Origin of the sequence: Nitratireductor sp. (assembly GCF_017794765.1) — a bacterium.
Taxonomy (GTDB): domain Bacteria; phylum Pseudomonadota; class Alphaproteobacteria; order Rhizobiales; family Rhizobiaceae; genus Nitratireductor.
On sequence record NZ_CP051236.1, the window covers coordinates 1,139,389 to 1,158,049 of the forward strand.

20 protein-coding genes are annotated in these 18,661 nt (G+C 60.6%); 3 read left to right on the forward strand and 17 right to left on the reverse strand.

All coding sequences use genetic code 11. The annotated features are described in order from the left end of the window. Position 1: 1 nt before the first annotated feature. The 4 genes from phnE (HF949_RS05500) to phnC form a co-directional block, all read right to left on the reverse strand. Complete coding sequence (phnE, locus tag HF949_RS05500; protein WP_292898840.1) at positions 2-1,549, reverse strand: phosphonate ABC transporter, permease protein PhnE; 1,548 nt, start codon at positions 1,547-1,549, stop codon at positions 2-4. Between the two features lie 2 nt (positions 1,550-1,551). Then, entirely contained in the window at positions 1,552-2,520 is a 969-nt protein-coding gene (gene phnE / locus HF949_RS05505) for a phosphonate ABC transporter, permease protein PhnE (protein ID WP_292898842.1), read from the reverse strand. Positions 2,521-2,586: 66 nt separating this feature from the next. Beyond that, positions 2,587-3,495, reverse strand: a complete 909-nt coding sequence (gene phnD / locus HF949_RS05510; RefSeq protein WP_292898844.1) for a phosphonate ABC transporter substrate-binding protein — start codon at positions 3,493-3,495, stop codon at positions 2,587-2,589. An 87-nt stretch (positions 3,496-3,582) separates the two neighbouring features. Continuing rightward, positions 3,583-4,425, reverse strand: a complete 843-nt coding sequence (phnC, locus tag HF949_RS05515; RefSeq protein WP_292898846.1) for a phosphonate ABC transporter ATP-binding protein — start codon at positions 4,423-4,425, stop codon at positions 3,583-3,585. A gap of 210 nt (positions 4,426-4,635) precedes the next feature. Here phnC and HF949_RS05520 point away from each other — a divergent pair, with 210 nt between their 5' ends. After that, on the forward strand, positions 4,636-5,043 hold the full coding sequence (locus HF949_RS05520) for a GFA family protein (protein WP_292898848.1): 408 nt from the start codon (positions 4,636-4,638) through the stop codon (positions 5,041-5,043). A gap of 22 nt (positions 5,044-5,065) precedes the next feature. On the opposite strand, the gene HF949_RS05525 is transcribed toward HF949_RS05520, so the two are convergent. Next, the gene (locus HF949_RS05525) at positions 5,066-6,022 is read right to left on the reverse strand and encodes an NAD(P)H-dependent flavin oxidoreductase (protein ID WP_292898850.1); all 957 of its coding nucleotides are present in this window, start codon (positions 6,020-6,022) and stop codon (positions 5,066-5,068) included. A 101-nt stretch (positions 6,023-6,123) separates the two neighbouring features. Beyond that, on the reverse strand, positions 6,124-7,266 hold the full coding sequence (locus HF949_RS05530) for a pyridoxal phosphate-dependent aminotransferase (protein ID WP_292898852.1): 1,143 nt from the start codon (positions 7,264-7,266) through the stop codon (positions 6,124-6,126). Between the two features lie 230 nt (positions 7,267-7,496). Between HF949_RS05530 and HF949_RS05535 the strand changes: the two genes are divergently transcribed. Further along, on the forward strand, positions 7,497-8,495 hold the full coding sequence (locus HF949_RS05535) for a hypothetical protein (RefSeq protein ID WP_292898854.1): 999 nt from the start codon (positions 7,497-7,499) through the stop codon (positions 8,493-8,495). A gap of 1 nt (position 8,496) precedes the next feature. Here the strand turns inward: HF949_RS05535 and HF949_RS05540 are convergent, their stop codons facing one another. Together HF949_RS05540 and HF949_RS05545 are read right to left on the reverse strand one after the other, a co-directional pair. Beyond that, a complete protein-coding gene (locus HF949_RS05540) occupies positions 8,497-10,092 on the reverse strand; it encodes a cisplatin damage response ATP-dependent DNA ligase (protein ID WP_292898856.1) in 1,596 nt (531 codons plus the stop codon). Then, positions 10,092-11,102 (reverse strand): ligase-associated DNA damage response exonuclease, encoded by a 1,011-nt coding sequence (locus HF949_RS05545; protein ID WP_292898858.1) that lies wholly within the window; start codon positions 11,100-11,102, stop codon positions 10,092-10,094. Before HF949_RS05545 ends, HF949_RS05540 begins: the two co-directional genes overlap by 1 nt. 112 nt (positions 11,103-11,214) lie before the next feature. Between HF949_RS05545 and HF949_RS05550 the strand changes: the two genes are divergently transcribed. Continuing rightward, positions 11,215-12,189: a methyltransferase gene (locus HF949_RS05550; protein ID WP_292898860.1), complete on the forward strand. Its 975-nt coding sequence runs from the start codon at positions 11,215-11,217 to the stop codon at positions 12,187-12,189. Positions 12,190-12,274: 85 nt separating this feature from the next. Here HF949_RS05550 and bfr read toward each other — a convergent pair whose 3' ends face one another. The 9 genes from bfr to phnG all read right to left on the reverse strand — a co-directional run bounded on the left by bfr (position 12,275) and on the right by phnG (position 18,546). Next, on the reverse strand, positions 12,275-12,760 hold the full coding sequence (gene bfr / locus HF949_RS05555) for a bacterioferritin (RefSeq protein ID WP_292898862.1): 486 nt from the start codon (positions 12,758-12,760) through the stop codon (positions 12,275-12,277). Continuing rightward, the gene (locus HF949_RS05560) at positions 12,726-13,040 is read right to left on the reverse strand and encodes a (2Fe-2S)-binding protein (RefSeq protein ID WP_292898864.1); all 315 of its coding nucleotides are present in this window, start codon (positions 13,038-13,040) and stop codon (positions 12,726-12,728) included. Before HF949_RS05560 ends, bfr begins: the two co-directional genes overlap by 35 nt. A 292-nt stretch (positions 13,041-13,332) precedes the next feature. After that, positions 13,333-13,947: a DapH/DapD/GlmU-related protein gene (locus tag HF949_RS05565; RefSeq protein WP_292898866.1), complete on the reverse strand. Its 615-nt coding sequence runs from the start codon at positions 13,945-13,947 to the stop codon at positions 13,333-13,335. After that, entirely contained in the window at positions 13,944-14,651 is a 708-nt protein-coding gene (phnL, locus tag HF949_RS05570; protein ID WP_292898868.1) for a phosphonate C-P lyase system protein PhnL, read from the reverse strand. Before phnL ends, HF949_RS05565 begins: the two co-directional genes overlap by 4 nt. Before the next feature lie 2 nt (positions 14,652-14,653). After that, a complete protein-coding gene (gene phnK / locus HF949_RS05575; protein WP_292898870.1) occupies positions 14,654-15,430 on the reverse strand; it encodes a phosphonate C-P lyase system protein PhnK in 777 nt (258 codons plus the stop codon). 34 nt (positions 15,431-15,464) lie between these two features. Beyond that, positions 15,465-16,355 (reverse strand): alpha-D-ribose 1-methylphosphonate 5-phosphate C-P-lyase PhnJ, encoded by an 891-nt coding sequence (locus HF949_RS05580; RefSeq protein ID WP_292898872.1) that lies wholly within the window; start codon positions 16,353-16,355, stop codon positions 15,465-15,467. Beyond that, positions 16,352-17,467 carry a carbon-phosphorus lyase complex subunit PhnI gene (locus HF949_RS05585; RefSeq protein WP_292898874.1) on the reverse strand — a complete coding sequence of 372 codons (1,116 nt, stop codon included), beginning with the start codon at positions 17,465-17,467 and terminating at the stop codon, positions 16,352-16,354. Before HF949_RS05585 ends, HF949_RS05580 begins: the two co-directional genes overlap by 4 nt. A 3-nt stretch (positions 17,468-17,470) precedes the next feature. Beyond that, positions 17,471-18,082 (reverse strand): phosphonate C-P lyase system protein PhnH, encoded by a 612-nt coding sequence (phnH, locus tag HF949_RS05590; protein WP_292900007.1) that lies wholly within the window; start codon positions 18,080-18,082, stop codon positions 17,471-17,473. Then, on the reverse strand, positions 18,079-18,546 hold the full coding sequence (phnG, locus tag HF949_RS05595; protein ID WP_292898876.1) for a phosphonate C-P lyase system protein PhnG: 468 nt from the start codon (positions 18,544-18,546) through the stop codon (positions 18,079-18,081). Before phnG ends, phnH begins: the two co-directional genes overlap by 4 nt. Between the last annotated feature and the right edge of the window lie 115 nt (positions 18,547-18,661).

Genomic DNA, 18,661 nt, shown 5'->3' on the forward strand with positions numbered 1-18,661 from the left:
CTCATTGCCTGCCGATGAGACGCTGACGCAGCGCGTTGGAGATGTTGTCGAAGATGAAAACCACCAGCAGGATCAGGATGACCATATATGCAACGTTTTCCCAGTCCTGATTGGTCCGCATGGCCTCCCAGAGTTTGAGGCCGATGCCGCCTGCACCCACTGCGCCGATGATGGTGGCAGAGCGCGTGTTGGACTCCCAGAAATAGAGGGACTGGCTCAAAAAAACGGGAAGGACCTGGGGCACGACGCCGAAGCGTTGCACGGATGACGGCGAGGCGCCGACGGAGCGCACGCCCTCCCGCTGCTTGTCATCGATGTTCTCGAGCGCTTCCGAGTAAAGCTTGCCGAAGGTGCCAGTGTCGGTGAAGAAGATCGCCGAAATGCCGGCAAGCGGTCCCGGCCCGAACGCCCGGGTGAAGAACAGCGCCCAGATCAGCATATCCACCGAGCGTAGAAAATCGAAAGAGCGCTTCAGAAGATGGTTGACGAAGCGATTGGGCATGATGTTGCGCGCGGCCGCAAAAGCCAGCGGAAAGGCCAGAAGCGAAGCAAACACAGTGCCGGCAAATGCCATTACGATTGTTTGCAGTAGTTTCAGCCAGACATCGCCATGCTGCCAGTCGGCATTGTTGACGATGTTGTCCCAGGCGATGGCCAGATTGGAGCGCCCTTCCTCGATGCGCTCACCGAAAAAGATCGTCCCCAGAACTTCGCTCGTCGACATGCCCCAATAGGGCGAACGCGTGTCGAAGAAGAAGTTTTCCCAGCCGAGAAAACGACGGCGCACCTTGACTTCATCATCCTCGATTTCCGCACGGCCGGCAAAGCCGAAGCGTACGATCACCTTGGCACCGGGCGCGCGCTGGCTGGCCCAGTCGGGCAGGGGACCGCGCGCATGAACGGCTTCCCTCTCTTCTATATCGAGTTCCAGTACCTCACCATTGTACGCGACAGACACGAAGCCTGGCTGAACGCGTATATGCGCGTCACCACCGAAGGAAATATCGGCGCCCACAATGGCTTCCTCCCGGGTTACCATCGGCTCCGCCGGTGCGGGTTTTGCGGTCGGTGCTTCGGTTGGCGCGGAGGGAGAAGGCATGGCACCGAGGAAACCACCATCATCTTTCGCAGCCGGCTTCGTGTCGAGCGCACCGAGGAAACCTGCGCCACTGGTTTGGCCGCTGCCGGTGTCTGTGGCTTGAGTGGTCACTGCGCGACGGCGTTCGACAATTGCTGTTTCCGTTGCCAGCCAGTCAGGTTTCGGATTGTCCCCCAGCGGTGAGAAGCGGGGGAAAGAAATCTCCAGCGCATCGCCGTCATACTCGATGTCAGGGCGGATTTCATACGAAACCCAATCGGCCAGATAGCTGCCTGCAATATCCCAGTTGCCGTTGGAGACGACCTGCCCCACGGCAAAGAGCCACCAGGCAAAGACCATGTAGAGCGCGACTGCGCAGATGATGAGCAAGCCCCGCAGGTGCTCCATCACTGGCCGATGAAACACGTCCGCATGGCGCGCGGCAATGGCGTTGGCTTCGGTTTCGGTCATGATCAGGCTCCCCGGCCGAATTCAAATGCCTGCTTGCCGACAAGGCGACCGCGCAGCCAGGCCGAAAACTGGTCGACAGCGACGATGGTGCAGAACAGGAGAAGGATGATGGCGAGCGTCTTTGCCTCATGTGTGCGGCTGATCGAGAGGCGCAGCGCCTCGCCGATGCCGCCGCCGCCTACCGCGCCGATGATCGTGGAGGCGCGCACGTTGATCTCAAACCGCAGAAGAGCGTAGCTCAGAAAGTTCGGCATGACCTGTGGAACGATTGCGAACCACACCCGCTCCACCCAGTTTGCGCCGGCAGCGCGCAGGCCTTCTTCAGCCTTCATATCGGCGTTCTCGACTACTTCGAAGAACATCTTGCCGAGTGCGCCAATCGTGTGGATGGAGACCGCGATGATCGCGGGGACTGCGCCGAGCGAGAGGATGGCGAGAAAGAAGCCGGCGATCACGATCTCGGGGAAAGCGCGCAGCACTTCCATGAAGCGGCGTACGAAGAAACGCAGCCAGCGTCGCGTGGTCAGGTTCGATGCAGCGAGGAAGCACAGCACAAAGCCCAGGCCGAAACCGATCAGCGTGGAAACCAGTGCAATGTTGATGGTCTCCAGCATCTTGTAGAAATACTCGGGCAGATAAAAGGTCTCGGTGAAATAAACCCGCCCTTCGGGATAATTGTATTTGAGGCTCCCATCGTCATAGGGCGATGGCAGGTCGAACAAGGCGCGCCATATTTCCCACCCATCGCGCGGCAGCATCTGGCCTACGAAATCGAACAGGTAGGGAAGCCGGTCGAAAAATTTGCCGGCGTTCGATTCATTCGCAAACCAGAGCGAACCGCTCATGGCGAGAACCATGAACACGATGCCGCCAATGGTATAGAGCCGCCGGCGTCCGGCCAGTTCGCGCCAATGGCGCTCCACGGCCTCGCCGGCTTCGGAAAGAAGCGGGGAATGGGTCGTTGCTGTCATGTCTGGCACGCCTGTGCAACAACGCCGCCGGCGGGGCCGGCGGCGCGTCAGATTACGGGAAAGGGATCAGGAACCGATCTTGGAGCGACGGGCGTCGATGATCGGCTCGTAGAATGCCGGCGTCACTTCGGTGTAGCCCTTGTAGTCGCCGCCCTGGATGGCGGAGAAACACTCGGGATCCGTCTCCGGGAGCTCCATCATGAAGGTCTTGAACTTGGATTTCATGTCGGCGTCCATGGAGGTGCGCACGACAACGGGGCCGTTCGGGATCAGCGGCGATTTCCACAGTTCCACCAGATCGTCCATGTCGAGAATGCCCTTCTCGACCATCTTGTGCAGATTGCCGGAGGTATAGCCGTCGGAGAATTCCCCAACACCGGAAGCCCAGGTGGTGCCGGCATCAAAGGTACCCTTCACCACTTCGAGAACCAGGTTTTCGTGGCCGCCGCCGAATCCGGTCTCGCCAAAGAATTCTTCAACCGAAGCGCCGATGGCCTTGGGGAGCGTTACGGCAGGCACGAGGTAGCCGGAGGTGGAATCGGGGTCGGCAAAGCCGAGCTTCTTTCCCTTCATGTCTTCCAGCGAGGTGATGCCGGAATCCTTGCGGGCCACCATGACTGAATGATAACCGGTGGAGCCATCGGTCTGGACCGTCGTCAGGATAGGCTCCACGGCCTCGGCGTTTTCCAGATAGACTTTTGCATAGGCGGAAGCACCGAGTTCGGCATAGTCGAGGGTGCCGCCAAGAAGCCCCTGGATCACGCCGTCATAGTCAGCCGCAGGAAAGAGTGAAACCTTCTCGACGCCGATTACCTCGGGAAGTTTCTCGGAAATGCAGGCAAAATTGCGCAGGCGGTCGGCTTCGTTTTCGCCGCCGAGAATGCCGATGCGGAATTCCTTCAGGTCTTCGGCCTGTGCGCCGCCTACCATCAATGCAGTGAGCGCGACGGCGCCCATAAGAGCTTTCTTGAACATGACGTCTCTCCGTTTGGATGCCGGCTCTTGCCGCCGGCGGGTTTTCAGGCAGAACGGCCCGTTACGCGGGCCAGGCGATCCCGTGGGTCAGACGACGGCGAGTGCCGGTTGGGCCTGACCCGTCGATTTTTTCGCTGGCTGGGGAGCCGGAACATTGATGCTGGTGGAGGTGATGGCTTCCGAAAGCTCCGCACCTTCCTCACCACCATAGATCGTGCGCACGGCGTCGCCCGTCAGCGCTTCCGGTGGGCCGTCGAACACCACTTCGCCCTTCGCCATGCCAATGATGCGATTGCAATAGGCGCGTGCCGTGTCGAGCGTGTGCAGATTGGTGATGACCGTGATGCCTTCGCGAGCATTGATGTCAGCGAGTGAATCCATCACCACCTTGGCGTTGAGCGGATCGAGCGAGGCGATCGGCTCGTCGGCGAGGATCACCTTCGGCTCCTGCATGAGCGCACGGGCAATCGCGACGCGCTGTTGCTGGCCGCCGGAAAGCGTGCCTGCGCGCTGCAGGGCAGTCTGCGCAATGTCGAGGCGCTCCAGTGCGGCGATGGCGCGGATGCGCTCTTCTCGGGTGAACATGTTCATCAGGTTCAGAACGGTGGAGCGGTGGTTGAGCCGCCCAAGCAGGACATTGGTCAGCACGTCGAGGCGCGGCACAAGGTTGAACTGCTGAAAGATCATCGCACAGTCGCGCTGCCAGCGGCGCAGCTCCGCCCCACGAAGCGCGGAGACTTCCTTGCCGTGGAAGAAGATCGAGCCTTCCGAAGGATCGATCAGCCGGTTGATCATGCGCAGAAGCGTCGATTTTCCGGCACCGGAACGGCCGATGACACCGACCATCTGGCCCTGTTCGATTTCCAGTTCCACATCGCGCACAGCCGTGTTCGGACCGAAGCGTCGGGTGACCTGTCGAATTTCAAGCATTTGCTTATCCCGTTAAGCGCCTTGTTGCGGCTCTCCCGCAGGCTTTTCGCCCTTGTTGCTCATTCGCCTAATGGGTGTGGATGAAACCTGCATGTCGACTGGATGACGGTTTCTTGACAGTCCACATTGCTGCCGCGCGCAGGGTTGCGTCGTGGCGATGTGTCTTCTCCCGGGATGTGCTAAGAGGCGTCATCTTTGAGGAGATGATCAATGGGTACGAAGCATTCCGGCGCTTGTCTGTGCGGGACGGTAAGATATGAAATCTCAGGTGCGTTCGAGCGGTTTTATCTCTGCCACTGTTCGCGCTGCCGCAAGGGGTCTGGCTCGGCCCATGCGGCCAATCTGTTTTCGAGCGAGGCAGAGATTACCTGGCTTTCGGGGGAAGAGAATATAGCAAGCTACCGTGTGCCGGGGGCGCGGCACCGGAGGAGCTTTTGTCAGACCTGTGGCTCGGCTTTACCGAGATCGGAAGCAGGCGGGGCGATGGTTATCGTTCCCGCAGGGTGTCTTGATACACCGGTTTCAACACCTCCGACCGCACATATCTGCATGTCCAGTCGTGCCGACTGGGACGAAGGATTGAGCGAAATTCCCCGGCTGGAGGGCCTGCCGGGGTGAAGTGCGGTGAAGTGCGGAAGGGTCAGCGCGGCGCGCAGACCCGATCCTTCGCTCTGGCATATTCGGTCGCAAGACGATCCACCAGAGCGCCCGTGCTCGCAATCTCGTTCACTGCGCCAATGCCCTGACCGCTCCCCCAGATATCCCGCCAGGCCTTTGCATCGGCGCTGGCGAAATTCATCTTGGAGGGGTCGGCTTCCGGCAGATTGTTGGGGTCCATGCCGGCCTTGACGATGGAGCCCTTCAGATAGTTGCCGTGCACGCCCGTGAAGAGGTTTGAATAGACGATGTCGGCGGCACGCGAGGAAACGATCATTTCCTTGTAATCGTCGGTGGCGCGCGCCTCCTGAGTGGCGATGAAGGGTGAACCGATATAGGCTAGATCCGCTCCCATTGCCTCGGCCGCCAGCACCGCGCCGCCATTGGCGATGGCCCCTGACAGAAGCAGCGGCCCCTCGAACCATTGCCGGATTTCCTGAACGAGAGCAAACGGGGAAAGCGTACCGGCATGTCCGCCGGCCCCCGTGGCCACGGCGATGAGCCCGTCCGCGCCCTTCTCGACAGCCTTTCGCGCATGGCGATCGTGAATGATGTCGTGCAGCACGATGCCACCATAGGAATGGACGGCCTGGTTCACCTCCTCTACAGCCCCGAGCGAGGTGATGACGATCGGCACCTTGTGGTCCACGCAGACCCTCAGGTCATGCTCCAGCCGATCATTGGAACGATGGACGATCTGGTTGACGGCAAAAGGTGCAGCCGGCCGGTCCGGGTTTTTCGCATCATGCGCGGCCAGCTCCTCTTTGATCTGCGATATCCATTCGTCAAGTTGCTCCTTGGGGCGCGCATTGAGTGCTGGAAAGGAGCCCACAATCCCGGCTTTGCATTGTGCGGTCACCAGAGGCGGATGCGAGATGATGAACAAAGGCGCGCCGACGACGGGCAAACGCAAGGTGTCGAAAACGGCCGGAAGCGCCATGTGATTTCCTCTAAATTGACGTATTCGTAAACGTCAAAACTTCTACAGCATCTCGGTCCCGGTTGAAAACCTCCAGCCACACATTTTGTGGGGTTCTTGTCTCAGCCGGGGGCGATATCGTTGTGCCGCCGCCCGAGAAAGTCTCGCATCGCGGCAAGCCCGGCATCAATCCCCTTGCGCCCAAAGCCGATGCGAAAGCGCCCTGCTGGGGTCTCCATCAGTTCCGAGCGATAGACCGAGGCGGGCAACAAAAGAACACCTGCCTGTTCCACGAGATCGTGACAGAACCGTTCGACCCCATCCCGCCCGTTATAGCGCGGATAGGCAACACAGCCGCCATCCGGGCGCTTCCAGTCGAAGAGATCCGGGTATTCGGCAAAGAATGAGTCCATTTTCTCCAGGTTCTCCGCGATCAGCGAGCGGTTCCGCGTGAGAATGCGGTCGCGCACTGAAAGCGCCATCACCGCCAGCCGCTCGCTCGGGGCAGAGTTGCAGATGGACAGGTAATGCTTGTAGCGCTCGAGCTTCTGCAAAAGCGCCGTGTCGCGGCAAGCGATCCAGCCGATCCGCAGGCCCGGCAGACCATAGGCCTTGGACATGACGTTGAGGGAAATGCCCTTTTCATAGGCTTCGGCGGCCTGCGGCAGGCGCTTGTTTTCATCGCTTTCGAGCAGCCGATAGACCTCGTCGCTGAACAGGTAGAGATCGTGCTCGCGGCAGAGCGCCACGAGCGCGGCGAAATCATCCTGGGGCATCAGCGCGCCGGTCGGATTGTTGGGCAGGTTGACCGAGATGAGTTTGGTGTTGGGGCGGATTGCGGCACGCAACGCATCCAGATCGAGCCGCCAGTTGTCGTTTTCCAGAAGGGGAACACCGGTCACAGCGCACAGCCCGAGCGGCACGGTTTCTGCAGCCTGGTAGTTTGGAACAGAAACGATGGCGTGATCATCGGGCGAGAGCATCACCCGCATGGCCGCATAAATGCCTTCTTCGGCACCGGCGAAGCAAAGGACGTCGCGCGCGGAAAGACCGTGATAGGTGGCAGCAATGGCCTCGCGCAGGTCCGGCGCACCCCAGGTTTCCGTGTAGCCGAGCCACAGCCTGTCGAGCTCTTCGCGCGCGGAAGGCCCGGCCATCTGCGTCAGTTCGCCCAGCGTCATGCTCTCCATATCGGAAGCTGTCATGTGATGCCGGGCATTGAACTCCCAGCGCGAAAAGTGAACCTCCAGGGCGAAATCCCGCATTCTGAACTCCTCGGGCGTGGTTAGGGTGGAGAAAAACCAGGCTACCCCTCTTCAGGGCGCGAATAGCCGATTGTTCACACCTTGTTATGACCGTTGATTGCATACTCACCAACGGTTAACCATGTGACAAAGACAGGCAAAGAGGGCAGCCAGCCTTGGACGCGATAGAAAATGCGATAAGAAAGGCGTTCGAAAAGGGCGACGCTAGCAAACGGCCCTTTCGTGAAAAGGTGTATCGTTCTGCCTTCGCTGCGCTTGAGCGCACGCTCGAAGCGCGCGACGATCTTTCCGAGGAAGCAAAACTTGCCAGGCGCGAGAACCTGAAGACAACGATCACCGAGATCGAGACCGAATTTGTTCCCGCCGCACCTAAAGACAGGGTCCCTCCGGTTTCAAAGCCTGCGCCGCGAGAGCGGCAGGCTCCCTCGCCACAAGTTGAACCTGAGGCGCGCGGCGTGCCACGCCCCAAGCAGAAAAACGAGGGATTCGCTCCACAGATCGACCCGCGTGACCGCGGCGGCTTGTCGGACGAGCCCTCACCGGAAGAGGCAAAGCGCCGTATCCGAGCCGCCTTGCCACGGCAACGGCGTTCTTACGCCATGCTCTTTCTGGTCGCGACAGTCGTGGCATTTCTTGGCATGGGGCTCTGGTGGACCATGTCCAGTGGGATTCTGATGTCCAGCGATGAAAGGGACACCAGCGTGCGCAATCCGCCGCTTTCCCTGGAGGAGGACAATTTTTCGGCTGAAGACGAAACACCATCCTCCGGGCCCCGCGGGAGCCGCGCGGAAGGCGAATGGATCACGATCTTTGACCCGAGCGACCCGACCACCGTTTCGGCGCCGGATGGCGGCAACATTGACGTGATGCGCAACGATGATCAGGTTTTTCTCAAGGTCAGCACGTCCGGTGGGGCAGGGATTTCCTTTGATGTCGGGCGCGGCGTTCTGGAGACGCTCGCCGGACGCAACGCCATTTTCAGCATCGAGGCGAGAGCGCAGGACGGGGAGGAGACGCAACTTTCGCTCTCCTGCAACTTTGGCGCCCTTGGCGGTTGCGGCCGCACCCGCTACGTGGTCGGGCCCACGCGTTCAGACTATCTCTTCGAGGTCGAATTGCCCAATCAATCGCCCGGCAGCGGTGGAACGATCACCATTATTCCGGATGCCACCGGCGAGGGGCATGCGCTTGACGTCTTCTCCATCCGCGCGGCCATTGCGACGCAATGACCTAGCTATCGAGCATTGAGGTCAGGGTTTCAAGCCGGTCCGCTTCCGCTGCCGGCTTGTCCCAGCGCAGACGGGAAATCCGCGGAAAGCGCATCGCCACGCCTGACTTGTGTCGCGTGGAGCGATTAAGCCCCTCAAATGCGATTTCGAGAACAAGACCGCGATCGCGCTCGGCGCGGACTGATCGGACCGGACCGAAACGCTCGATCGTGTTGTCACGCACATATTTGTCGATCTGCTTCAGTTCCTCATCGGTAAAACCGAAATAGGCCTTACCGACAGGGACGAGCTCGGGTGCGTCTTCGGGCCCGGTCCATACACCGAATGTGTAATCGGAGTAATAGCTCGACCGCTTGCCGTGACCACGTTGCGCATAAAGCAGCACTGCATCGATGATGAACGGATCACGCTTCCATTTGAACCATGGGCCTTTGGGGCGGCCGGGAACATAGGAGGAATCGCGCCGCTTCAGCATGACCCCTTCAATCACCGGATGCGGAGGCGCGCGGCGCTTGGCGTCCAGATCTTCCCAGCTTGTGAAATCGACGAGCGGGGACAGATCGAAACGATCCTGCGACAGCCCCGATATCCGCTCCTGCAGTGCCGCCCGGCGCTGGATGAAGGGGAGGGCGCGCAGATCTTCTCCTTCCGCCTGGAGCAGATCGTAACAGCGGAGGAAGACCGGGTACTCGCCAAGCATCTTCTTCGAGACCGTCTTGCGGTTGAGGCGCTGCTGCAGGTCCGAGAAGGTGCCGGTTCGTAAATCCGGTTTTCCGACCAAGAGCTCTCCATCCAAAGTCATTTCGGCTTCGAACGATGACAGGAGGTCCGGAAATGCACCGGATATGTCGTCGCCTGTGCGCGAATAGAGCCGTTTGACACCGTCTTCGCACACTGCCTGAACGCGGATCCCGTCCCATTTCCATTCGGCCACGTAGTCGGCAGGGTCCAGCTTTGAAAGCTCCCCGTCGCCGACGGGATGGGCAAGCATGACCGGCCGGAACAGCGCTTTTGCTGTACTGACAGGCTTTTGAGTTTTGCCTTCCAGCCACGCGAAGAGCGTTTCATAGGGCGGTTCGAGCCCGTGCCAGAGTTCTTCTATCTCGCTGATGTCCCTGTCGCCGAACCTTGCCAGGGCCTGCTTCGCAAGTCGTGCCGAGACGCCGATCCTCAAGCCGCCGGTGGCCAGTTTGATAAGTGCGAAACGGGCTGCGGGATCGAGCCGGTCAAGGAGGCCCGCCATGACGGAAGGGGCCTCGGCTCGACCGAGCCTTGAGAGCGTTTGAACGATTTCGGAAAGCGGCGGCGGGGTTTCCTCTTCCAGGGTGGTCGGCCAAACGAGCGATATGGTCTCGGCGAGATCTCCGACATAATCGTAGGAATAGGCAAAAAGCACCTCGTCCATGCGTTCGCCGATCAGCGTCCGCAGCATGGCGGGTTTAACGGCGGGAAAGTCGAGTCCTCCAGTCAACGCAGCTAGCGCGTAGCCGCGATCAGGGTCGGGAACGGCTTTGAAATGATCTGTGAGCAGGCGGATTTTTCCATTCCGGGACGGGGTCAGGACGAGACGGTCGAGCAGATCGGCAAAGTTTCGCATCACTCGGCCTCGTCTTCATAACCGACAAGGTTGAGCGGGCGGGCCTTGATGCCGTTCAGTTCACACCAGCGCACGATGGCTTCCTCGCGACCGTGTGTTACCCACACTTCGCCTGCCTCCGTTTCTCGGATAGTGGCGATCAGCTCATTCCAGTCTGCATGGTCAGAAAGGATCAGGGGGAGTTCGACACCGCGCTGCTTCGCCCTCTGGCGGATGCGCATCCAGCCGGAGACAAAGACGTTGAGCGGATCGGCGAAGCGCCGCGTCCAGCGTTCGCCGAACACGGATGGAGGTGCGACTATAACGCGACCCGCAGCGCGATCGGCAAGGTCTTTCTCAACAGTTGCGGGTTCGAGTTCGCCAAGGTCGATGCCCTGCCCCTCATAATAGCGACAGAGTTTTTCCAAGGCGCCGTGAATGAGGATCGGCGTATTGTATCCCGCTATACGAAGGAGTTTGATAACGCGCTGCGCCTTGCCGAGCGAGTAAGCCCCCAGAATGTGCGCACGCTCAGGAAACTGCATCAATGACGCGGTCAGACGCCGGATCTCCTGCGAGGGGTCTGGATGAACGAAAACAGGCAGTCCGAAGGTCGCCTCGGTAATGAAGACATCACAGCGCACGGGCTCGAAGGCCGCGCAGGTCTGATCGGGATGGCGCTTGTAATCGCCCGAGGCGACGATGCGCAGGCCGCTTTTCTCAACGGCGATCTGTGCCGAACCCAGCACGTGGCCAGCCGGATGAAAAGAGACGCCCACACCATCAAGCGTTAGCGTTTCGCCGTAACTGATGGCCTGCCGGCTCCGGGCGAAATTTGTCCCATAACGCAGCGCCATGATGTCGAGCGTTTGTTTGGTCGCCAGAACTTGCCCATGCCCGGCACGTGCGTGATCGGCATGCCCGTGCGTGATCAGGGCCCGCTCCACCGGGCGCACAGGATCGATGTAGAAATCACCGGGCGGGCAATAAAGTCCCGCCGGGCGCGGCTGGAGCAGGTTCTGCGGCTTCATGAGGTAAGAAGATAGGTCATTTTTCAGGCAACGAAAGTCCGACTTGTCAGGAGAGATTTCCGGGAGCATAAGCGCTCACCGCCCGCATGCGGGCTTCCTGGAAAAACACTGCATGAAGCCGATCTTCTTCACTTCGGGTGATCTGCTCGCCGATCGCCGCGCTGACTATGCCGAGATGCTGTTCGACAGTGGGGAGTTCAAAGCCGCGGCAGACCTGATGGGTGAGGCGCTGGCGCGTGCGCCGGATTGGGCGGCAGGACATTTTCGCCACGGTGAGATGCTGGCAGAGGCAGGCGAGGTCGCAGCCGCGCTGGACGCTTGGCGAAATGTGCTCAGGCTCGATGAAATGGATCGGCTGGGTGCGGCGTTGAAGCTGGAGCTTTTCGGTGCGCTCGATGGTCTTGGCGCCGTTCCATCGGCTTTCGTCGAAACCCTGTTCGATCAGTATGCCGAAACGTTCGACACGGCGTTGGTGGACAAGCTCGGTTATCGCGTGCCCGAATTGCTGGAGGAAGCGCTTCTGCGGATCGGAAAACATGCTTTCGCTCATGCCGTCGACCTTGGATGTGGCACTGGCTTGATGGGCGAGCGTCTGAGAGCCCATGTCAGCTTTCTTGAAGGGATCGATATCTCGGCAGAAATGCTGAAGCGTGCGGATGACAAACAGATCTACGACCGGCTGGAACGGGCCGATCTCTCCGCACTCACCACGCTGCCCCGCGAGGCCGATCTGGTGACCGCGGCAGACGTTTTCATGTATCTGGGTTCGCTCGACCGGCTTTTTGCAGTGGCCGGAGCTGCGCTTGCGCCGGGGGCACTTTTCGTTTTTTCAGTCGAACATCATGCGGGGCCGGAGGCAATGGTGCTGCGTCCCTCGCGGCGCTACGCTCATTCCGAGGCGCATTTGCGGGCGGTCATGGGGGATGCTGGATTTGAACCTGTACTGCTTGAAAAGGCAGTGATCCGCCGGGATCGTGGCGAACCTATTGAAGGATTGGTGGTCGTTGCTGAACGGGCCGGGACCGGGGCTGCAACCGCCAAAGTTGCGATCACGCCCCACCGCAAAGAGCGGCCCGAGGCCCATTAGGCAATCCCGCGTGTCCTGGATTTGTGCCAGATCGCGACGAGAGGTGGCCGGATCAACATTTCAACCGGCCATCCCAGAGGCTTGATCAATCGGCTTCGTCGGCCGGGCCGGCATTGAGCTGGCCGTATTTTTCCACGCCGATTGTCTCAAGGAGTTCAAGCTGCGTTTCGAGGTAGTCGATATGACCTTCCTCGTCGGCGAGCAGCTCTTCGAAGAGTTTCATGGAAACATAGTCGCCCGCATCGTGGCAGTCGTCGCGCGCTTCCTTGTAAAGCTTGCGGGCGTCATGTTCGCCAGCAAGATCGGCCTCAAGCACTTCCTTGATGTTCTGGCCGATGCGCAGCGGGCCAACAACCTGAAGGTTGGGATGACCTTCGAGGAAAATGATGCGCTCGACGAGCTTGTCGGCGTGGTGCATCTCCTCGATGGATTCTTCGCGCTCCTTCTTGGCGAGCTTGGTGAAACCCCAGTCCTCAAGAAGGCGATAATGCAGCCAGTACTGATTGACCGCGCCGAGCTCGTGGGTGAGCGCCTCGTTAAGCCGCTCGATGACCTTTTTGTCGCCTTTCATTGAACTTCCTTCCAAAACGCTCGCGCAACGCGCGTACCTGATCAAGATAGGTCACGGTAGCAGCATTCTGGGCAGCATCAAGGCGCGCATGATAGGCTTCGGTGACACGGATGATTGTTTCCACGACATTCGGAAAACAGCCGCAACACCGTCCGCGCTTGGACATGGTGTGATAGACCTTTGCCGGAACAATCAATTGCCAGGGATCCTCATCCAGCATGGAGACGATCGTATCCTCGACCTCCTTCTGGGTGATCAAATTGCACTGACAGACGAGCATGGCGACGTCGGAACTCCGTGGCTTTGCAAGGTCGGTCCCGGATGCAGAACCAAATCCCTGTTGCCGGAGTTTGTCGGAAGAAGCGCCCAGCAATCACAATGCCATGCCGTCGGATGAGACAGCACACAAATCAGCGGGCAACGACAGACGTCCTGCGATCGAAAGGGTTAAAGGCCCAGACATCATGGACGCATCGCGCGGATGCAGGATCATAAAAACCGCAGGTCTTTGATCCTGTCAATAAAAACCTGACGATTATATTCAGGGAAAGTTGCGACGTGATGGCGCGGGTTCAGATCTCGTGTTTCTCCAGAAACGCTTCCGCATCGAGTGAGCGGAAATCCTCCAGCGCGCCGCGCAGCCTGTCATGGCTCCAGTCCCACCAGGCAAGTGCCTGATAACGTTCGGCGGTTTTTCGGTCGAAGCGCTCCCGGATCGGACGCGCGGGCACCCCGCCGACAATCGTGTAGGGCGCAACGTCCTTCGAGACCACGGCACCTGCACCGACGACGGCGCCATCACCAACGGTGACACCGGGCAGGATCGTGGAGCCATGACCGAGCCAGGTGTCATGTCCTATCCTGACCATGTTGTCCCGCCGCCAGTCGAAGAACGCGCTGTCATGTTCAGCATCCGGCCAATAGTCGGCGGAGCGATAGGTGAAATGATGCAGGGTGGGACGCCAGGTCGGGTGGTTCGTGGCATTGATGCGCACGGCGGCGGCGATATTGGAGAATTTGCCGATGTCTGCGCACCAGGCGCTGCAATCCTGCATCACATAGGAATAGTCGCCGAGCGCCGTTTCATGAAGGCGCGTGCGCTCGGCCACTTCGGTGTAGCGGCCAAGCGTTGTGCCATTCACCTCTGCGGTCGGATGAATACAGGGCTCCACGGAGAGCTTCCTCATGCCGCTTTCCTGTTCGGTGCAAATTCGGTGACGTCGATGATCCGGTCGGCAACCACATCGCGCACATCCTGATCGTGGAAAATGCCCAACAGCGCCACGCCCGCCTTCTTTTTCTCGTCGATCATGGCAATCACGATTTCACGGTTGGCCTTGTCGAGAGAGGCGGTCGGCTCGTCGAGAAGTAGCACCGGATGATCGGTGATGAAGCCGCGGGCGATGTTCACGCGCTGCTGTTCGCCGCCGGAGAAGGTGGCTGGCGGCAGATCCCACAGGCGCTCTGGCAGGTTGAGGCGTTCCAGCAGAATTTCCGACCTGCCGCGTGCGGTTTCCAGAGCTTCGCCGCGTGCAATCAGCGGCTCAGCCACCACATCGCGCGCGGAAACACGCGGCACGGCGCGCAGGAACTGGCTCACATAGCCAATCGTATCGCGACGGATGGCGATGATGGTGCGTGGGTCGGCGGTGGCGAGGTTCACCAGATTGCCGTCATGGGTGACGATCACCTGGCCGCTGTCGATGGCGTAGCTGCCATAGATCATCTTGAGGATGGAGCTCTTGCCGGCGCCCGAGGGGCCGCCAAGCACGGCGCATTCGCCGGCGGAGAGCGAGAAGGAGACATCGGTCACCACGGGGAGGCGAATGCCGCCCTGGAGATGCATGGTGAAGCTCTTGCAGACTTCGGAGACGACGAGGGGCGTTGCCATGATCACACCTGCAAAATGGAGGAAACGAGAAGCTGGGTGTAGGGCGCCTGCGGATCGTCGAGCACCCGGTCTGTGAGGCCGCTTTCGACCACGTGACCGTCCTTCATGACGATCATGCGGTGGGAGAGAAGGCGGGCGACCGCGAGGTCGTGGGTGACGACGATTGCCGAGAGGCCCAGTTCGTGAACGAGGCTGCGCAGGAGATCGAGCAGGCGGGCCTGCACCGAAACATCGAGACCGCCGGTCGGCTCGTCCATGAAGACGAGGCGCGGACTGGTAACGAGGTTGCGGGCGATCTGCAGACGCTGGCGCATGCCGCCGGAAAAAGCGCGGGGCTGGTCGTCGATACGATCCTCGGAGATTTCCACGCGGCTCAGCCAGTCGGTGGCGGTGGCGCGGATATTGCCATAATGGCGCTGGCCCACGGCCATCAGCCGCTCGCCGACATTTGCCCCCGCCGAGACCGTCATGCGCAGACCGTCCGCGGGGTTCTGGTGGACGAAGCCCCAGTCGGTGCGCATCAGGAAGCGCCGTTCGGCTTCGCTCATGCGGTAGAGGTCGTGGAAGGCCCCGTCGCGCATGCGGTAGGAGACGGTGCCGGAGGTCGGCAGGAGGCGCGTCGACAGGCAGTTCAGCAGGGTGGTCTTGCCCGAACCGGATTCGCCCACCACAGCCAGAACCTCACCCGGCCACAGGTCGAAGGAGATGTCGTTGCAACCGATACGGTTGCCGTAGAATTTCGAGATGGAGCGAACGCGAAGCAGCGGTTCGTCGGTCATTGGATTTCTCCGCGAATTTTCAGAAGTTTGCGCATCAGACGGTCGCAGCCTCTTCGCCGGACAGATGTCCGCGATGGCCCTCGGCGCGGCGCGCCTCGCAATTGTCGGTGTCGGAGCAGACGAACATGCGCCCGCCGCGATCATCGAGAACCACTTCGTCGAGATAGACATTCGTGCCGCCGCACAGCGCGCAGGGCTCATCGAAGGTCTGGATCTCGAAGGGGTGATCCTCGAAATCGAGACTTTCGACACGGGTGTAGGGCGGCACGGCGTAGATGCGCTTCTCGCGGCCTGCGCCGAAAAGCTGGAGCGCCTTCGACATGTGCATTTTTGGATTGTCGAATTTCGGCGTCGGCGACGGGTCCATCACATAGCGTCCTTCGACCTTGACCGGATAGGCGAAGGTGGTGGCGATGTGGCCGTGCTGGGCGATGTCCTCGTAGAGCTTCACATGCATGAGGCCGTATTCCTCAAGCGCATGCATCTTGCGCGTCTCGGTCTCGCGCGGTTCGAGAAAACGCAAGGGCTCGGGGATCGGCACCTGATAGACGAGCACCTGGCCGGATTTCAGGGGTTCTTCGGGAATGCGGTGGCGCGTCTGGATGATGGTCGCGTCCGCAGTGTGGGTGGTCACCGCAACATTGGCGACCTTCTGGAAGAAGGCGCGGATGGAGACGGCGTTGGTGGTGTCGTCGGCACCCTGATCGATGACCTTGAGCACATCGTCCGTTCCAATTATCGATGCCGTCACCTGCACGCCGCCAGTGCCCCAGCCATAGGGCATCGGCATTTCGCGGCTGGCGAATGGCACCTGATAGCCGGGAATGGCGATGGCCTTGAGGATCGCACGGCGGATCATGCGTTTGGTCTGTTCGTCCAGATAGGCGAAATTGTACTGGGCGATGTTGTCGGTGTGGGCGTTCATTCGGCGGCCTCCCGGCGCTCGGTGTCTGCGGCTGCGCCCTTGTGGCGCTCCTCGTATTCGCGGCGCATCTGGCGGACCAGACCAAGCTCGGCCTGGAAGTCGACATAATGCGGTAGCTTCAGGTGTTCGACGAAACCGGTCGCCTGCACGTTGTCGCAATGCGAAATGACGAACTCCTCATCCTGCGCCGGTGCGGTGATGTCTTCATCCAGCTCGTTGGCGCGCAGCGCCCGGTCGCACAGTGACATGGCCATGGCCTTGCGCTCAGACTGGCCGAACACCAGCCCATAGCCGCGGGTAAACTGCGGCGGTACCTTCTTCGAACCCTTGAACTGGTTGACCATCTGGCATTCGGTGACGCGGATGCGGCCGAGCGTGAGGGGGAAGTCGAGTTCCGGCACGTCGATCTCCACATCCACCTCGCCAATGCGGATTTCGCCGGCGAAGGGGTGGTTGCGACCATAGCCGCGCTGGGTGGAGTAGCCGAGCGCCAGCAGGAACCCCTCGTCACCGCGCGACAGGGCCTGAAGGCGCTGGTCGCGCTCCATGGGAAATTCCGGCGGCTCGCGGGTGATGTCGCCGGGCTCGCGATCTTCTGGCAGCGAGCCGTCTTCCTCGATCAGACCCTCATTGGCAAGAATGTCGGACACACGCGGCATGGCCTCTTCCGCTTCGCTGCGCGCTTCAGGCGCTGCCGGCGCGGCGTCTTCGGCCAGTTCCGGGTCAAGCAGGCGGTGCGTGTAGTCGAAGGTGGGGCCCAGAAGCTGCCCGCCGGGCAGATCCTTGTAGGTAGCGGAAACGCGTCGCTCGACCAGCATGGCCGCCGTGTCGACGGGGCGCGAATAGCCGAAGCGTGGCAGGGTGGTGCGGTAGGCGCGCAGAAGGAAGATCGCCTCGATCATGTCGCCGCGCGCCTGCTTGACGGCAAGTGCCGCAAGGCCCGTGTCGTAGAGCGAGCCCTCGGACATGACACGGTCGACGGCGAGCGAAAGCTGACTGGCGATCTGTTCGAGTGTGATCGAGGGCAGGTTTCGGTCGCCGCGCCGGCGATCGGCCAGAAGCCGGTGTGCGTTCTGGATGGCGGCTTCACCGCCCTTGACAGCTACATACATGGCTCAGGCCTCCTGGCTGGAGATGCGGGTGGAGCGGGGCAGGGCAGCAAGGCCCTTACGGCTGACCAGAATGAGGTCGACGCCACGGGGAAACCGGGCATGGTTTTGTGCCCATTGGCGGATGAAATGGCGCGGCAGTGGTCGCGGCGCCAGACGCGCCACGCTCTCAATGCCGGGCCCGGCGAGAACCAGGCCCTCACCGCCCGAAAGGTCGCTTACCTGAAGAACGAGCGTGGCGGAACGGTCCGGATACTCCTGTGAGCCCTGAGCAAAATTCTCGAGCCCGATCAGGTGTTCCGGATCAGCAGAGAAGGCGAAATGCGCATCGGCTGGTGTGTTCGCAAGCGGCGCGCCGGTGTGGAATGCCAGCCATGCACGGACGGCGTCCTCTGCGGCAAGCGATGAATCGAGCCAGACCGGCGTGTCCTGGTCGCAAAGCGCCAGGGCGACAGCGGCTGCCTCCGGCGTCAGCGGGGCGGGTGGTTTGGCGAGCGCCATTCCCCGGTGGATCGTGCCCGGCTCTGCCATGGCCTGCATGATCGCGCGAAAAACGGTCTGTGCATCAAACACCGGCTTCTGGAAGCCACCTTCGATGGCGATGGAATCAAGCATCAGTCTTCTCCCCGAACCATGGTGAAGAAATCGACCTTGGTGGCAGCCGTTTCTGCGCGGCGTGTGGCGTCGGCCTGAGCCTGGCGCGCACGCAATGGACCGAGGATCTTGTCCTCGATTTGGTCCTGCAGGTCCGGCTTCTGGCGCAACGCATCGATGAGAGCAGCGACCCGCACCTTCATTTTTTCGCGGCCGAGTGCATAGGCATGCCCAACTTCTCCTGTGGGTAGCTTGACGGTGGCGCGTGTGACGGTGGCTTCGCCAAAATTGAACGGCGCGCCGCCACCCCCCATGCGACCGCGGACAGTTACGAGCCCGGTTTCCGGGCCGCGAAGGATCTTGGCGTCATCCGGCAGCCCAGCCTCGTTCCAAAGCGCAAGCAGATCACTTCCATTTGCCTTTGCCAGCACTGCCATTGCCTCACGGCGTTGCTCGTTGAGGGCCTGTCTTTCCTGTCGTGAGACCATGATGGCTCCATTCTCGTCGACATTAAATTTGTCTATTGTTCTAGACAACTAAACATATTATGACTCCTGCCTATCGAGTGTCCATGACGTGTTGATGACAATGCGGGCGAAGCAG

Coding starts and splice junctions, on each gene's coding strand:
- phnE (WP_292898840.1), bottom strand. CDS start 1,549: ATGACCGAAACCGAAGCCAACGCCATTGCCGCGCGCCATGCGGACGTG.
- phnE (WP_292898842.1), bottom strand. CDS start 2,520: ATGACAGCAACGACCCATTCCCCGCTTCTTTCCGAAGCCGGCGAGGCC.
- phnD (WP_292898844.1), bottom strand. CDS start 3,495: ATGTTCAAGAAAGCTCTTATGGGCGCCGTCGCGCTCACTGCATTGATG.
- phnC (WP_292898846.1), bottom strand. CDS start 4,425: ATGCTTGAAATTCGACAGGTCACCCGACGCTTCGGTCCGAACACGGCT.
- HF949_RS05520 (WP_292898848.1), top strand. CDS start 4,636: ATGGGTACGAAGCATTCCGGCGCTTGTCTGTGCGGGACGGTAAGATAT.
- HF949_RS05525 (WP_292898850.1), bottom strand. CDS start 6,022: ATGGCGCTTCCGGCCGTTTTCGACACCTTGCGTTTGCCCGTCGTCGGC.
- HF949_RS05530 (WP_292898852.1), bottom strand. CDS start 7,266: ATGCGGGATTTCGCCCTGGAGGTTCACTTTTCGCGCTGGGAGTTCAAT.
- HF949_RS05540 (WP_292898856.1), bottom strand. CDS start 10,092: ATGCGAAACTTTGCCGATCTGCTCGACCGTCTCGTCCTGACCCCGTCC.
- HF949_RS05545 (WP_292898858.1), bottom strand. CDS start 11,102: ATGAAGCCGCAGAACCTGCTCCAGCCGCGCCCGGCGGGACTTTATTGC.
- HF949_RS05550 (WP_292898860.1), top strand. CDS start 11,215: ATGAAGCCGATCTTCTTCACTTCGGGTGATCTGCTCGCCGATCGCCGC.
- bfr (WP_292898862.1), bottom strand. CDS start 12,760: ATGAAAGGCGACAAAAAGGTCATCGAGCGGCTTAACGAGGCGCTCACC.
- HF949_RS05560 (WP_292898864.1), bottom strand. CDS start 13,040: ATGCTCGTCTGTCAGTGCAATTTGATCACCCAGAAGGAGGTCGAGGAT.
- HF949_RS05565 (WP_292898866.1), bottom strand. CDS start 13,947: ATGAGGAAGCTCTCCGTGGAGCCCTGTATTCATCCGACCGCAGAGGTG.
- phnL (WP_292898868.1), bottom strand. CDS start 14,651: ATGGCAACGCCCCTCGTCGTCTCCGAAGTCTGCAAGAGCTTCACCATG.
- phnK (WP_292898870.1), bottom strand. CDS start 15,430: ATGACCGACGAACCGCTGCTTCGCGTTCGCTCCATCTCGAAATTCTAC.
- HF949_RS05580 (WP_292898872.1), bottom strand. CDS start 16,355: ATGAACGCCCACACCGACAACATCGCCCAGTACAATTTCGCCTATCTG.
- HF949_RS05585 (WP_292898874.1), bottom strand. CDS start 17,467: ATGTATGTAGCTGTCAAGGGCGGTGAAGCCGCCATCCAGAACGCACAC.
- phnG (WP_292898876.1), bottom strand. CDS start 18,546: ATGGTCTCACGACAGGAAAGACAGGCCCTCAACGAGCAACGCCGTGAG.